The following is a 15337-nucleotide window of genomic DNA, read 5'->3' on the forward strand; positions in this document are numbered from 1 at the left end:
TCGCGAGCCGTGTGCGTGGAGAAGAGGTGTACGATCGAAGTATCGATGTCCTAATCATGCGCTTGCGCCGAAAGCTGGAGGCTGATGCGGCCAACCCTCGCCTGGTCAAAACATCCCGTGGCGCAGGCTACTTCTTCAACGCTGACGTAGATGTTAGCTACGGAGGCACGTTGGCCGCGTGACAGTGAGCTATGCTGGAGATTGGGGTGACGAGGCTGATCAAGCCTTCCAACAGTACCAGCCTGATCAATTACGGCGAGAGCTACCGGTCCGGAGATCGCATCAGCGCCTCTGTCGTCAAGAGAGCTGTTCTGCTTGACCCCAGCCATGGAGCTCAACGCCCCGCGTCGGAGCGCTCCCTGCTTCTGAAGGAAGCCACTAGGTCCGCTCGGGCTTGATCGGAGGCTTGGCTGATGGACGTCGTGGTTGCTTCGCTCAGTTGCCGCCCCATGGCGCGGCTTTGCGGATTATCAGTCCTCTGCCTCTTCGCCGGTCTCAACAGCGCTGTGGAATGTTCATTGTTTATGATGACGCCCCCGCTGTTCACGAGGTTGCTCCTGTCAAGTGTACTCGTCAGTCCGTCCTGGGCCTCGCGCTTCTTGCCCAAGTGCCGTTCAAACGGCGCTGGCGCGACTTGTTGAGCTCGAGAGATGGGTCCCTGCTCTCCTGCGTGGCCATGAGCTTGTGCCGCGGTCTGCGCAGCGGCGTCCCCAATGGCACGAGCCTCCATGCCGACTGCGTCTTCCGGACGAGCAGCAAGGGCAATTTCGCGCCCGAGTGCGAACTTCCGGACATGAGTTAGTGCACTGATTTCAGCGGTTTTCATATAGCGCTTGGCATCTTCATCCAGCGACCGCTCGTGAAGCCGATCCGCAATCCCCGGCTTTTTGTTTTCAACCAGGCATTGACTGAAACGTCTAAGAGCAGACCCATAGACCTCAACGGTACGGGGTTTCGGCCCGGTCGGCGCTGCCTCGTACGCTTTGATGAGAGCCGCTGTGTACTCTCTGATGAGCACGGCGTCGGCAGGGTGGGGATTCAGGGCCGGGCGGCCCACCACTGGCGCTCCGCCCGCCCACGTCTTGAGACGACCCAGTGACCCAGCCACGGCCGAGGGGCCGCCACCCCAGATCTCGTACTCCTTGCGATCCCGATCCAGCGACTCCTCGTGAAGCCGATCCGCAATCCCCGGCTTGTTATTTTCAACGAGCCAATGACCAAAGCCGAAAAGAATATCTACATGGCGCTTGACCGTGATCTCCCCGACCTTACCGGCATAGAGTGCTGACCTCAGCCCTTCGACAAGGGTCGCATCGTTGGAATAAAGAGGACCCTTGTCGGGACCGGAGACCACTTTTGGGCGATCTGGCTGCACCGCCGCCGGCACAGAACGAGCATGGTCACGCAACTCGGACGGTGCGGGGGGATTCAGATCAACCACTGACGAATCCGGCGCATGATGATGGCGCGCCGTTGAGTGACCCGGCTGCAGCACCGAGGCACCCAGCATCGACCCACTGCCTCCGGCGTACGGCGCCGCGGCGTGTTCTTGTCCGCTCCCTTGCATCATGGGCTGCGCTTCCCATGGCAATGCACCCACTTGATGGGTGGGGGCCTGCATCAGCACGCGAGCGCCTGAATTGCCGATCTCGCTCAGCTGCGGCTCAGTGGCAACGTCCTGCAGACGACTGTTCGGGGTCCTTTGCCTCTTCGCTGGTCTCAACTCCGCTGTATCATGCTCACGGTTGATGAGGACCTCCTCGCTTGGTAGCTGGTTGCTCCTGTCCTGTGCTGCGATCCGCTCGTCCGGCGCGCGCTGGTCGCCGTCGCGCCAGCTCAGGGGACGAAAGGACCCTGCGGGATCCGAGGCTTGGTGATGGGGCCCAGTTGGCACGAAAGACGATGCCAGTACAGCGTCGTCTTCATTAGCTTTCCCAGGGGGGAGATACTCTGGCCAACTGTATTCCTCCTGCGGCCCGCTGTGCTGCGCAGCGGCGTCCCCCTTGCTCTCAAGACTTTGAAATTTAAATGGGTCCCCGGGAGCAACGTCTGGCGCTGACTGGCCGAGCCGCTTGATCTGCTGGTGAAACGTCCCAACGGGGCTTTCCTTAACCGCGTCTCGGGCCTGTCGGTCCATGAGTTCAAAGTTCGTGAGATTATTTGCCGTTCCGAATGTATCGTCACCCCTGAGGCGGGTTTGTAGTGCCTGCCGATTGACGACGAGGTTGTTGAGGTTCAGGTCATCTGGCTGCGATTGCAATCGCCCAACCAGCGCCCGCGTGCCGTCCACCACGTAGACTCCGCAATCCACCACGTTGCTCTGCTGGGCGATGCGGGATACGCCCACGCGGGTCTCCAGGCTGGCGCCCAGATTTTCTGCGAGCTCTTTTGCAAGCGGGTCATGCCATCCGTTGTAGGAGTCATAATGATAGGCAACCGGCCGTTCCCGGTCGCTGCGATCAACGAACAGCAGCGACCAATGTTTGCCGCGCTCCTCACGAGTCGTACCGGCATCGCTCACTGGCACGAACAGGAAGTCGGCTGTGTCGTTGCCGTTCTTATGGACGATGCGCTGGAATGCGCTTAGCATGACGCTCTTGGAGCCCAAGCGCAGATGATAATTGGCTACGAGGGGATCCACGAACCGCGTCCGGGCGGCGAGATCTGGATTGTTCCCCTGCAACTCCTGCTCCAGGAGTTGGTAATCCCTCTGGATATGTTCGTCGCCTAGCCATTCCAATGCGCCGAGCACCCGCCCGTCTTTAGCTTTCCCAGGGGGCCTCTCTGGCCGACCCAATGCCTCCTGCGGCCCGCTGCGCTGCGCAGCGGCGTCCCCAATGGCACGAGCCTCCATGCCGACTGCGTCTTCCGGACGAGCAGCAAGGGCAATTTCGCGCCCGGGTGCGAACTTCCGGAGATGAGCTAGTGCACTGATCCTCCGGTTACCACCGGAGTTCACATAGCGCTTGGCATCTTCATCCAGCGACCCCTCGTGAAGCCGATCCGCAATCCCCGGCTTTTTGTTTTCATGCAGGTATTCACTGAAACGTATAAGAGTAGATCCATAGACCTGAATGGTACCGCGATTCGGCCCGGTCGCAGGCGCTTCTTTGTACTCTTTGATGAGAGCCGCTGTGTAATCTCTGATGAGCGCGGCGTCGGCAGGGTAGGGATTCCGGACAGGGCGGTCGACCACTGGCGCTCCGCCCGCCAACGTCTTGAGACGACCCAGTGCTCTAGCCACGATCGAGGGGCCACCCCTGCTCTCGTACTCCGAGGGGCCACCCCTGCTCTCGTACTCCTTGCGATCCTGATCCAGCGACGATTCGTCAAGCCGAGCAGCAAATCCCGGCCTGTTATTGTCAAAGAGCCAACGACCAAAGCCGAGAAGAGAATTTACATGGCGCTTGACCGTGCTCTCCTTGACCTTACCCGCGTAAGCTGACCTCAGCCCTTCGACAACGGTCGCATCGTTGGAATAGAGGGGACCCTTGTCGCGACCGGAGACCCCTATTGGAGGATCTGGCTGCACCGCCGCCGGCACAGAACGAGCATGGTCACGCAACTCGGACGGTGCGGGGGGATTCAGATCAACCACTGACGAATCCGGCGCATGATGATGGCGCGCCGTTGAGTGACCCGGCTGCAGCACCGAGGCACCCAGCATCGACCCACTGCCTCCGGCGTACGGCGCCGCGGCGTGTTCTTGTCCGCTCCCTTGCATCATGGGCTGCGCTTCCCATGGCAATGCACCCACTTGATGGGTGGGGGCCTGCATCAGCACGCGAGCGCCTGAATTGCCGATCTCGCTCAGCTGCGGCTCAGTGGCAACGTCCTGCAGACGACTGTTCGGGGTCCTTTGCCTCTTCGCTGGTCTCAACTCCGCTGTATCATGCTCACGGTTGATGAGGACCTCCTCGCTTGGTAGCTGGTTGCTCCTGTCCTGTGCTGCGATCCGCTCGTCCGGCGCGCGCTGGTCGCCGTCGCGCCAGATCAGGGGACGAAAGGACCCTGCGGGATCCGAGGCTTGGTGATGGGGCCCAGTTGGCACGAAAGGCAATGGCAGAACAGCGTCGTCTTCATTAGCTTTCCCAGGGAGCTCGCGCCCGAGTTCGGACTTCCGGAGATGAGCTAGTGCACTGATCCCACCGGAGTTGTTATAGCGCTTGGCATCTTCATCCAGCGACCCCTCGTGAAGCCGAGCCGCAATCCCCGGCTTTTTGTTTTCAACCAGGTATTCACTGAAACGTCTAGGAGCAGATCCATAGGTCTGAATGGTAGCGGGATTCGGCCCGGTCGGCGCTGCCTTGTACTCTTTGATGGGAGCCGCTGTGTAATCTCTGATGAGCGCGGCGTCGGCAGGGTCGGGATTATTCAGGACAGCGGCGCGGTCCAGCACTGGCGCTCCGCCCGCCCACGTCTTGAGATGACCCACTGCTCTAGCCACGTCCGAGGAGCCACTCTTGCTCTCGTACTCCTTGAGATCCGGATCCAGCGACTCCTCGTGAAGCCGAGCAGCAAATCCCGGCCTGTTATTATCAAAGAGCCAACGACCAAAGCCGAGAAGAGAATTTACATGGCGCTTGACCGTGCTCTCCAATGCTGACCTCAGCCCTTCGACAATGGTCGCATCGTTGGAATAGAGAGGACCCTTGTCGCGACCGGAGACCCCTATTGGAGGATCTGGCTGCACCGCCGGCGGCACAGAACGAGCAGGGTCACGCAACTCGGACGGTGCGGGGGGATTCAGATCAACCACTGACGAATCCGGCGCATCATGATGGCGCGCCGTTGAGTGACCCGGCTGCAGCACCGAGGCACCTAGCCTCGACCCACTGTCTCCGGCGTAGGGCGCCGCGGCGTGTTCTTGTCCGCTCCCTTGCACCATGAGTTGCGCCTCCCATGGCGATGTATCCACTTGAGGGCCGGGATCATGCACTGGTTCGTCCATTTGCTTTTGCAACCGAGCCCACCTTTCGGCCACCGCGGCCTCGCCAACCGCGGAGGGCGTCTCCTCAGCCCTGGCGAACGCTGGCCCGGCAGGCGCCGCCGGCACAGAACGAGCATGGTCACGCAACTCGAACGGTGCGGGGGGATTCAGATCAACCACTGACGAATCGCGCGCCGTTGAGTGACCCGGCTGCAGCACCGAGGCACCCAGCATCGACCCACTGCCTCCGGCGTAGGGCGCCGCGGCGTGTTCTTGTCCGCTCCCTTGCGTCATGAGTTGCGCCTCCCATGGCGATCGTAGAAGGTCCGCGTGCGGAATCGAGTCGAAATATCCCGACAAATCAGCGTCGACCTTCTGCTTTTGCAACCGAGCCCACCTTTCGGCCACCGCGGCCTCGCCAACCGCGGAGGACGTCTCCTCAGCCCTGGCGAACGCTGGCCCGGCAGGCGCCGGCGGCACAGAACGAGCAGGGTCACGCAACTCGGACGGTGAGGGGGGATTCAGATCAACCACTGACGAATCCGGCGCATGATGATGGCGCGCCGTTGAGTGATCCGGCTGCAGCACCGAGGCCCCCAGCATCGACCCACTGCCTCCGGCGTAGGGCGCCGCGGCGTGTTCTTGTCCGCTCCCTTGCACCATGAGTTGCGCCTCCCATGGCGATGTATCCACTTGAGGGCCGGGATCATGCACTGGTTCGTCCATTTGCTTTTGCAACCGAGCCCACCTTGCGGCCTCCGCGGCCTCGCCAACCGCGGAGGGCGTCTCCTCAGCCCTGGCGAACGCTGGCCCGGCAGGCGCCGCCGGCACAGAACGAGCATGGTCACGCAACTCGAACGGTGCGGGGGGATTCAGATCAACCACTGACGAATCGCGCGCCGTTGAGTGACCCGGCTGCAGCACCGAGGCACCCAGCATCGACCCACTGCCTCCGGTATGCGGTGCCAGGTGCTCGTCCCCCAGCATCATGGGCTGCGCCTCCCATGCCAATGCACCCACTTGATGGGTGGGGGCCTGCATCAGCACGCGAGCGCCTGAATTGCCGATCTCGCTCAGCTGCTTAGCTTTCCCAGGGGGCTTCTCTGGCCGACCCAATGCCTTCTGCGGCCCGCTGTGCTGCGCAGCGGCGTCCCCAATGGCACGAGCCTCCATGCCGACTGCGTCTTCCGGACGAGCAGCAAGGGCAATTTCGCGCCCGAGTGCGGCGTACGGCGGGAACTTCCGGAGATGAGCTAGTGCACTGATCCACCGGTTACCACTGGAGTCCAAATAACGCCTGGCATCTTCATCCAGCGACCCCTCGTAAAGCCGAGCCGCAATCCCCGGCCTGTTGTTTTCATGCAGGTATTGACTGAAACGTCTAAGAGTAGCCGCATAGTCCTGAGTGGTTTTGGGATTCGGCCCGGTCGCAGGCGCTCCCTTGTACTCTTTGATGAGAGCCGCTTTGTACTCTTTGATGAGCACGGCGTCGGCAGGGTCGGGATTCAGGGCAGCGCGGCCCACCATTGGCGCTCCGCCCGCCGACTCTTTGAGACGACCCAGTGCTCTAGCCACGTTCGAGGAGCCACTCTCGCGCTGGTACTCCTTGAGATCCTGATCCAGCAACGGATCGTCAAGCCGAGTAGCAAATCCCGGCTTGTTATTATCAAAGAGCCAACGACCAAAGCCGAGAAGAGAATTTACATGGTCCGTGACCGTGCGCTCCCCGACCTTACCGGCATAGAGTGCTGACCGCAGCCCTTCGACAACGGTCGCATCGTTGGAATAAAGAGGACGCTTGTCGCGACCGGAGACCACTACTGGAGGATCTGGCTGCACCGCCGCCGGCATAGAACGAGCATGGTCACGCAACTCGAACGGTGCGGGGGGATTCAGATCAACCACTGACGAATCCGGCGCATGATGATGGCGTGTTTCCCCGGGAACAACGTCCCGTACGAACACCGAGTCTGGGTTGCCTTGGTCCGGCGCGACTGGAGCCAGGGCTCTGTCGTGCAACGCTCGCGCTGACTGGCCGAGCCGCTTGATCCGCTGGTGAAACGTCCCAACGGGGCTTTCCTTAACCGCGTCTCGCGCCTGTCGGTCCATGAGTTCAAAGTTCGTGAGATAATTTGCCGTTCCAGATGTATCGTCACCCATGAGTCGGGTTTGTAGTGCCTGCCGATTGACGACGAGGTTGTTGAGGTTCAGGTCTGGAAGGTCTGGCAGGTCTGGCTGCCATCTTTGCAATCGCCCAACCAGCGCCCGCGTGCCGTCCACCACGTAGACTCCGCAATCCCACTCGTTGCTCTGCTGGGCGATGCGGGGTAAGTCCACGCGGGTCTCCAGGCTGGCGCCCAGCCTTTCTGCGAGGTGTTTTGCAAGCTTGTCATGCCATCCGCTGACGGAGTCATAATGATAGGCAACCGGCCGTTCCCGGTCGCTGCGATCAACGAACAGCAGCGACCAATGTTTGCCGCGCTCCGCAAGAGTCTTACCGCCATCGCTCACTGGCACGAACAGGAAGTCGGCTGTGTCGTTACCGTTCTGATTATGGACGATGCGCTGGAATGCGCTTAGCTTGTCGCTCTCGGAGCCCAAGCGCAGATGATAATTGGCTACGAGGGGATCCACGAACCGCGTCCGGGCGGCGAGATCTGGATTGTTCCCCTGCAACTCCTGCTCCAGGAGCTGGTAATCCCTGTGGATATGTTCGTCGCCTAGCAATTGCAATGCGCCGAGCACCCGCCCGCTGGGGTCGCCGAAAACACCGAAAAACCCTTCGACCTCGGGGGACATCCCCTCAGGAAAGAGCTCTGGCGAGGCGGAATTCCCCGCCCGCAAGCTGGGCGGAGCGAATTCCGGTGGCAGTGGCACCTCCTCGCTTGGTAGCAGGTTGCTCCTGTCCTGTGCAGCGATCCGCTCGTCCGGCGCGCGCTGGTCGCCGTCGCGCCAGATCAGGGGACGAAAGGACTCTGCGGGATCCGAGGCTTGGTGATGGTGCCCAGTTGGTACGAAAGACGATGGCAGAACAGCGGCGTCTTCATTAGCTTCCCCAGGGAGCTTCTCTGGCCGACCCAATGCCTTCTGCGGCCCGCTGTGCTGCGCAGCGGCGTCCCCAATGGCACGAGCCTCCATGCCGAGTGCGTCTTCCGGAGGAGCAGCAAGGGCAATTTCGCGCCCGAGTGCGGCGGACGGCAGGAACTTCCGGAGTTGAGCTAGTGCAATGATCCTCCGGTCACCACTGGAGTCCTTATAGCGCTTGGCATCTTCATCCAGCGACTCCTCGTGAAGCCGAGCCGCAATCCCCGGCTTTTTGTTTTTATGCAGGTATTCACTGAAACGTCTAAGAGTAGCTCCATAGTCGTGAATGGTTTGGCGATTCGGCCCGGTCGCAGGCGCTCCCTTGTACTCTTTGATGAGAGCCGCTTTGTACTCTTTGATGAGCACGGCGTCGGCAGGGTCGGGATTCAGGACAGCGCGGCCCACCATTGGCACTCCGCCCGCCGACTCTCTGAGACGACGCAGTGCCACAGCCACAGTCGAGGAGCCACCACTGCTCTCGTACTCCTTGAGATCTTCATCCAGCGACTCCTCGTGAAGCCGAGCAGCAAATCCCGGCTTGTTATTTTTAAAGAGCCAACGACCAAAGCCGTAAAGAGAATTTACATGGCGCTTGACCGTGTCCTCCTTGGCCTTACCCGCGTAGAGTGACCTCAGCCCTTCGACAACGGTCGCATCGTTGGAATAAAGAGGACGCTTGCAGCCGCGACCGTCGGAGACCACTATTGGAGGATCTGGCTGCACCGCCGCCGGCACGGGGGAACGAGCATGGTCACGCAACTCGAACGGTGCGGAAGGATTCAGATCACCCACTGACGAATCCGGCGCATGATGATGGCGCGCCGTTGAGTGACCCGGCTGCAGCACCGAGGCACCTAGCATCGACCCACTGCCTCCGGCGTACGGCGCCGCGGCGTGTTCTTGTCCGCTCCCTTGCATCATGGGCTGCGCTTCCCATGGGGCCGCGCCTTCGATGAGGCTCAGGTCTCCCTGAGACGGATGAGGATGGAACGGGTCTGGCAGAGCCGGAACGCCGGGGGCGGGAATTTGGGCAGCGGCTTGGCGCGCCTCGCCCGAGCGCTGCTCAAAGCCCTCTTGCCCGGCCTGTGCCGCTTGCTCTTGAGATGCCGGGGGCTGCACCTGCCGCCAACCTGTTACATTGGATAGGTCAAATTTGTGCCGGTTCACGCTAGCCTCACGTCCACAGATCAGCTGAGCAACCTACTCGGGCATACTTACGAGAAGCTGACGAGGTCCGCGGTCCCGGAGCGGGTAGGCCTAATTTTCTGCGCGCCGATTGCGCTGGCGCGACGTAGCCCGGCCTTTTGCCAGCTCGGCAGCTACGGCTCGCAAAGAGCGTCGTAAGGCTTGCGGAGCCGCCCCTCAGCTCCCGTCGAGGAGCAATCCACAATTCACATATTTGGAGATGGCTCGCTGTTTACCGGTCTGCGAGCCCTGCAAGCCCATGCTTCAGATGCCGCCCGTGCAGAGGTATTTCATTTCGAGGTAGTCCTCGAGGCAATGGCGGGAACCCTCCCGCCCGATGCCGGACTGCTTCACTCGGCCGAAAGGCGCGGCTTCCGACGACATGCGTCCCGTGTTCATACCACTATGCCATATTCCAAGGCCTCGGCGACACGCCAAACACGCTTCCGTTTGAGGCACAAATGTGGGGGAAGGCCGTAGATCGTGTCGTTGGCCTCATGCACGACCTATCCGCATCGTCGAAGCAATCACAGCCGCCAGCCGCCCGAATGTCTCTTTCTTGCGCGATGGTCATCTCGCTGGAGACAGGACCGATAGTTCGACGTGCCATTCGCGCGATGCGTTTGCCCCCGCATCGAATTCTGCGGCCTTTCGCGACGGCATGGGATTCGATTTTGGCCAGAGCCTGCCTGTCGATCAGCGCACCGATCGCCACTCCGGAGCAAAGCCCTCGCCAAAGATAAGTGGCGGACTTTCTCCACGAACTCTCGACAAACACCTTCGTGAACGCCTGACTGGACGGGGGTAGCCATGCCGAACAGGTCGCATAACCACGCCATCGTTCGGCGACTGCAGCCGCGAAGCGTCTCGAACACATCGGCTCGATGCGGTTGCGTCCAGAATGCATCAGCGAGCGGCGGGAGTCTTCGCTATATTCGCCCCCGACATCCCGAAGTCCACCAGCTTGCCTGCCAAAAAGGGGTGTTGCATGAATAAACCCGCTTTCGTCGCCGTCAGCCGCGTGCCCAGGGAGGACGACAGTCTCCATAGCAAGAATGCGAGATGATCATCGTATTCAGCGGCAGCGTGCCGGCGAAATTGGGTTTTCGGCAAGCCAAATAGCGCGATGCAGAAGGATGGTGAGGATTTCGCGTCCGCCACTGCGATGCATAGAGCCACCCTTCGCAACCGACCAGCGCAACAAAGCTCGTTATGCGGCGCGTAGGTTCGTAGACGCTTATCCAGTATCGAGATAACAAGGCCGCTGCGCAGGAACGAACTCTGAGAGCGCACCCTGCGAGAGGTTGCGCTTGCTGACGCGGCTGTGGAAGAAGCAGGGGCTCGCGCCGAAGCGCATGATCACCGACTAGCTTCGCTCGTATGGAGCGGCAAAGCGACAGATGATGCCGGACGTCGAGCACCGGTCGCACAAGGGATTGAACAACAGAGCGGAGAATTCCCATGTGCCGCCGCGAAAACGGGAGCGGATGATGCAGGGGTCCGATCGCCGGGAGGCCTGCAACGCTTCGTCTCGACCTTGTCAGCCCTCCGCAACCTCTTCGTCCCCCGCCCCAAACGTTCTGCTCTCGCCATACATGTTCATCGCTTGCAAGCCACCGCCGAATGGAAGGCCGTGACTGGAACGCCCGCAACGATGGATTGCTAACGGCGAACTCATGCTGGTCGGCAAGGCGATACTGGCTGGAGCATCAACTCGGCCGACGAGAGTGGCCACACCATCCTAGACAGGATCGGCCGATATGCCCAGCATCGCCGCTCTGCAAAAAGCACAGCGGGCATCCAGACGTTGCCGGGTTGACTATGGGTGTCCGAACCGCGAAAAGAGGCCGCTCTTTATGAGTGCCGTGCGCTGGCAGTCTAACCCCAAGCCCCCCGCCCGGGCTGCCGGCGCGCTTCTAGGAACATCGAGGTAGATGACGAGACTCCGAACTACATTTCCAAAGCTATCGGTGGATTCACATTTCAAGCCCAATCGATTTCCTACAGCCAGGCGCGAACGTTCGATTGGAACGTTCAGAATTCACATCAAGGTGCACCGCTGTTGCGTCCCGAACAGGTGCGGCTGCTCAATGACGAGTACGAAATCGTTCTCATCAAGGTCTGCCACCATTAAAATTGAGGAAGGTGCGATATTTTTCGGATCGCATTCTGAAACGCATCTTTGAAAGCCAGACAGGCGCCCTCCCGGAGCCGGCGCCCTTGACGGGAGCAGAGGAGGCGCTCTCCGCAGAATCTCAACTCGATGACCCGCTGTGTGAATTGGCGCAGGACTTTGACGATACAGTTTGATGTGAGGCTAGTATGAACCCGCGAAATAGTAATCCATCCCGTGTAACAGCTTTGTCGCAGGTGCAGGACGCCGGCTTGGAAGACGGGCAAGCGGTCCAGGCCCGGCGAGTGGGCTTTGAGCAGCACGTGTCCGAGGCGCTCCGGCCGCTGTTCGATGGTCGAGCTGACGAGCCGCCTACCGGTCCAGAGGAGCTTCTGCGACTGGAACAAGGGTTTCGCGAGGTGCTTCAGCGAGGGCAGGATCATCAAGCCGCCTCGTCTTTTTTCAGCGATCCAAGGATGCCCGCTGGACGGGATGACCCCAAGGGAAGCGTGTCGGACGCTTTCGCAGCAGCCGGCTCTAGGCACGCCGGAGTCGAGGCCGCCGCCCCGCCAGTGTTAGCTGCCAGCCAACAGCAGATCCGGCCCTCGCCAGTTGCGTTTGACCGGCCGGTATCATCCTCGGCTGCTGCAGGCGTGCGCTTGTATGCCCCTTCGATGATCTCTCGGAAGACCAGTTCCGAAAACTGCGATCAGTTGCCCGCCTTGTGCTGCCGCCTCGCCGTCGAGGTCGAAACGCCCGCGAATCAATGGAAGGTCAGCGGGCCATGGGGGCAGAGTGCAACGGCGTCTACACCGCCTATTTGAGGGGAGAGGTACACTTGGCTTTCCTGTTCCAGCAGCATCCGGCCGCACACCGACGCGATGGGGAGCTAGAATTCAAATCGGATCTTCGCAAGGCACGCACCGCGGATCAAACGCCGTTCGTTTGGGAAAAATGGCTCAGTACCGACAAAGCTTCTGTAATGGCCCTAGTGGCCTCGGTCGCGCTCTTGGTCGCGATACAGTGGCAAGACCCCCAGATCAACGAGGCGGTCCTAAGCGAACTGCGGACGATTCAGATCAACTACGCATTGCTCCAGCGAGACGTCGCCCGCGCCGACATGGTATTGGACTTCCGTTCCGTTGCTTCTACCGGGCAAGCATTAAAAAGGAACCTTCAAAACTACCAACGCCTTGTTGAGATTTCGCCCAATGAGAGCTCCGGGGTGCACTCCAGGTTGGTTGCACAGCTCAAAAATTCCCTCGGAAACACAGAAGCTGCCATCTCGGCCTCGGCCGCGCAAAATGAGCTTCTGCAAAGCTCTCTCGTACGCTTTGCTCGCTCGGCTAATCGCCTTCGGGGGGGGGTGTCGAACAGGCCTGAATTTTCCAATCTGATCCTTCAATTTTCGGCCAGACCGGGATTCAGCCTCGCATTACAAATCGATCAGTCTCTCCGCCGACTTCCTCCTAGCCAGGACCAAGTCACGGAGGATGTTGCCCGCGAGGGCCGCGCTATCCTGTCCTCAATGTTGAGGTTGGACCGCGCTGTCAATCGGATCCCATCCTTCGACACGTTCGCCAAGGCTGCCGAATTGGAGCGAGAACATCTGAAAGCCTACAGCTTCGCCAGCGCGCAAGCGCAGCGTACACGACTTTTCTTTGGCTTGGTGTCCATATGCCTCTGCTTGTTTGCGACCATTCGAGCCTCCACGCTGCATGTGCGGACGAACCGGTTGGAAAGGCGGTTAGAGCTTGAAGCGGCGATGAGTGAGATCGAAGCTTGTTTCATCGACAGTCAAGCAACGAAGGCTTCGCGGCGCTTCTCCACCGAAGCAGCGCTTAGACTCATTCAATGCGTTTTCGATGCCGATCAATGCGCGCTTGCTCTGGTGGATCCGAGTATCAGCAGGAATACCGAGTACTTTGTCGCGAACAAGCGCATGCGCGTCTGGAACGCCACGCTAATCCATGAAGTCGTCTCACTTGTACACCCGGAACAGCCAGTGTTTCGCGTCGTTCCGGCGTCGGAAGTGGTTCGGACTGCCGTAGGCACTACCGGTGTTTGTCAAATTGTTGGTTGCAGGGCCTCCGATCAGCAGGCTGCGGTTTGTATCCTTGTTTTTGAAGGAGATCGCTCACCACCCTCCACAGACGACCTCCTGGTTCTGGCGAGCGCTACTGTGCGTTTAGGCAACCATCTTGAAATGCAACGTGTACACACGGAACGTAACCTTTTTGAGAGTCGATGGGAGCATGCGGAAAGGCTGACGGCTGTCGGCACAATCGCAAGCGGCGTTACACATGAATTCAATAATGTTCTAGGAGCAATAGTCGGCTACGCAGAGATGGCTAAAGGTCTTGTGCGTCGCCCCTCGAGAATTCGGGGCCACATCGGCCAAATTATCTTGGCCAGCAACCGAGCCAAACTGATTATTGATCAAATTTTGTCACTAAGCCGAAATCGGAAGCGCGTGACGATGCCTTTCGACGTCTCGGAGAGTGTAATGGATCTCGCGCCATTGCTGCGGGTTACACTTCGTGCGGATGTTCAGTTGAACTTCAAGATCAACGAGTGGCAAACGGTGATCGAGGGCAGCCCGACCGAGATACAGCAGATCCTTATGAATCTATGCAAGAACGCGTCGGAGGCTCTCTTGAATCAGGGCCGTGTCGAGATTAGCGTTTCTCGCGCTCACGTCTGTCAAACGAAGCCCGTGGCTAAGGGCAACTTGAAACCGGGAGATTACGTTCTCCTCTCCATCAGCGACGATGGCCAAGGAATCGCAAGTTCGGTGCTTCCGCATATCTTTGAGCCCTTTTTTACCACGCGCTCTCGCGTCGGCGGGACCGGACTGGGTCTTGCTGCAGTGGACCGCCATGTGAGCGCGCTCGCAGGATGCCTTGACGTCACCTCGGCTGTTGGCCGAGGTACACGCTTCGATCTCTACTTACCGGCCTGCGCTGAGGAGCAGGTCAGAGCTGATAGCGCTTTCGGCCCATGCGATGGATCACTTGGCAACGGAGAAATCATTGCAGTCGTTGACCCCGATCCAGCAGCGTTGGAGATCTACAAGGATAAGATCGCCGCGCTGGGTTATAAGCCGGTCGGCTTCGCGACCTTCGAGAGTCTTTGCGACTGGATCGAGAGCGGGAAGGCAGCCGACCTCCTAATTTTCGATAAAGCGACTTTCCTCGGGCCAGGACAGCCCGAAGCCGTACGTACCACCCTGATGACGGTGCCCATCATCGTCGTTGGTGGAAGCGACCCCATGCCGATCACATCTGGTAATCAGACCTTCGTCCTTTGGCTAGCCAAACCGGTCTCGTCCAGGACGATGGAGCATGCAATTCGTAGGATGATAATGGCATGATGCCGCCGACGCGCTCAGGATACCGAGCTACCGAGGCAGTCGGAGGCGGAGCCGGCTGGGATCCGGCAAATACAAGAGCGTCGGACGATCTCTGCGCACCCGGCTCATGGCGAGTTCCCCTCGAACACTGTCGTCGGCTTCCGCTCAAGGAAGGCTCCCCGACCACGGCAAACCTGCCGCCGTGCTCGTGACCGTCAAGGACAAGTCGCCGCGCGATGAGGTCTGCGGGCCTCCATCCTTGACAAGTCACTGCGCGCTGGCGGCGACAGGCGACGGGTAATATAAGGTCGGGACGAGGAGATGGTCGCCAATCGGTCACGCAAGATGGTTGACGAAATGACTCGAGAGCAAAGCTTGACAATCATCGCCCCATTCACGCCAGACTTCTCCTGTGCGTTCATCATCGGCCACGGCTCCTCGCTGCCCCGACAAGGCTATCGCCGCCCGGCCGGGCAAGCGATATCCCAGGTTCCGACGTGTTCCTTTCATGCTTGATGGACCTAGGCCCCGGCAGGCATGTGGCTGGGTTCTTGGTCGCGGATCTGTGAGGCAAGCACGGGGTAAGCGACGGCTCGACCCACCATTGGGAAGGCCGGCTTCGGCACGGAGGTGCGGCCTCGGCGTTGAAAGGCATCGGATCGGGTGTAGCAGG

4 protein-coding genes and 2 pseudogenes are annotated in these 15337 nt (G+C 60.2%); 4 read left to right on the forward strand and 2 right to left on the reverse strand.

All coding sequences use genetic code 11. From position 1 onward, the window contains the following. A partial coding sequence (locus tag NKI66_RS27305; RefSeq protein WP_352753548.1) for a winged helix-turn-helix domain-containing protein occupies window positions 1-182 on the forward strand: 182 nt, incomplete at its 5' end. A 152-nt stretch (window positions 183-334) separates the two neighbouring features. Here the strand turns inward: NKI66_RS27305 and NKI66_RS27310 are convergent. Next, window positions 335-9181 carry a Ulp1 family isopeptidase gene (locus NKI66_RS27310; RefSeq protein ID WP_352753550.1) on the reverse strand — a complete coding sequence of 2949 codons (8847 nt, stop codon included), beginning with the start codon at window positions 9179-9181 and terminating at the stop codon, window positions 335-337. A gap of 282 nt (window positions 9182-9463) precedes the next feature. Continuing rightward, a complete protein-coding gene (locus tag NKI66_RS32695) occupies window positions 9464-9598 on the reverse strand; it encodes an aldehyde dehydrogenase family protein (protein WP_023671820.1) in 135 nt (44 codons plus the stop codon). 908 nt (window positions 9599-10506) lie between these two features. On the opposite strand from NKI66_RS32695, the pseudogene NKI66_RS27320 reads away from it, so the two are divergent. The 3 genes and pseudogenes from NKI66_RS27320 to NKI66_RS27330 form a co-directional block, all read left to right on the forward strand. Beyond that, window positions 10507-10865: pseudogene (locus NKI66_RS27320) on the forward strand (DDE-type integrase/transposase/recombinase); the annotation flags it as partial. 267 nt (window positions 10866-11132) lie between these two features. Further along, window positions 11133-11509, forward strand: a pseudogene (locus NKI66_RS27325) (type IV secretory system conjugative DNA transfer family protein); the annotation flags it as partial. 641 nt (window positions 11510-12150) lie between these two features. After that, entirely contained in the window at window positions 12151-14685 is a 2535-nt protein-coding gene (locus tag NKI66_RS27330; protein ID WP_352753552.1) for a two-component system VirA-like sensor kinase, read from the forward strand. The last annotated feature ends 652 nt before the right edge of the window (window positions 14686-15337 follow it).

Origin of the sequence: Mesorhizobium sp. M0518, assembly GCF_040321125.1 — a bacterium.
In the GTDB taxonomy this organism is placed as follows: domain Bacteria; phylum Pseudomonadota; class Alphaproteobacteria; order Rhizobiales; family Rhizobiaceae; genus Mesorhizobium.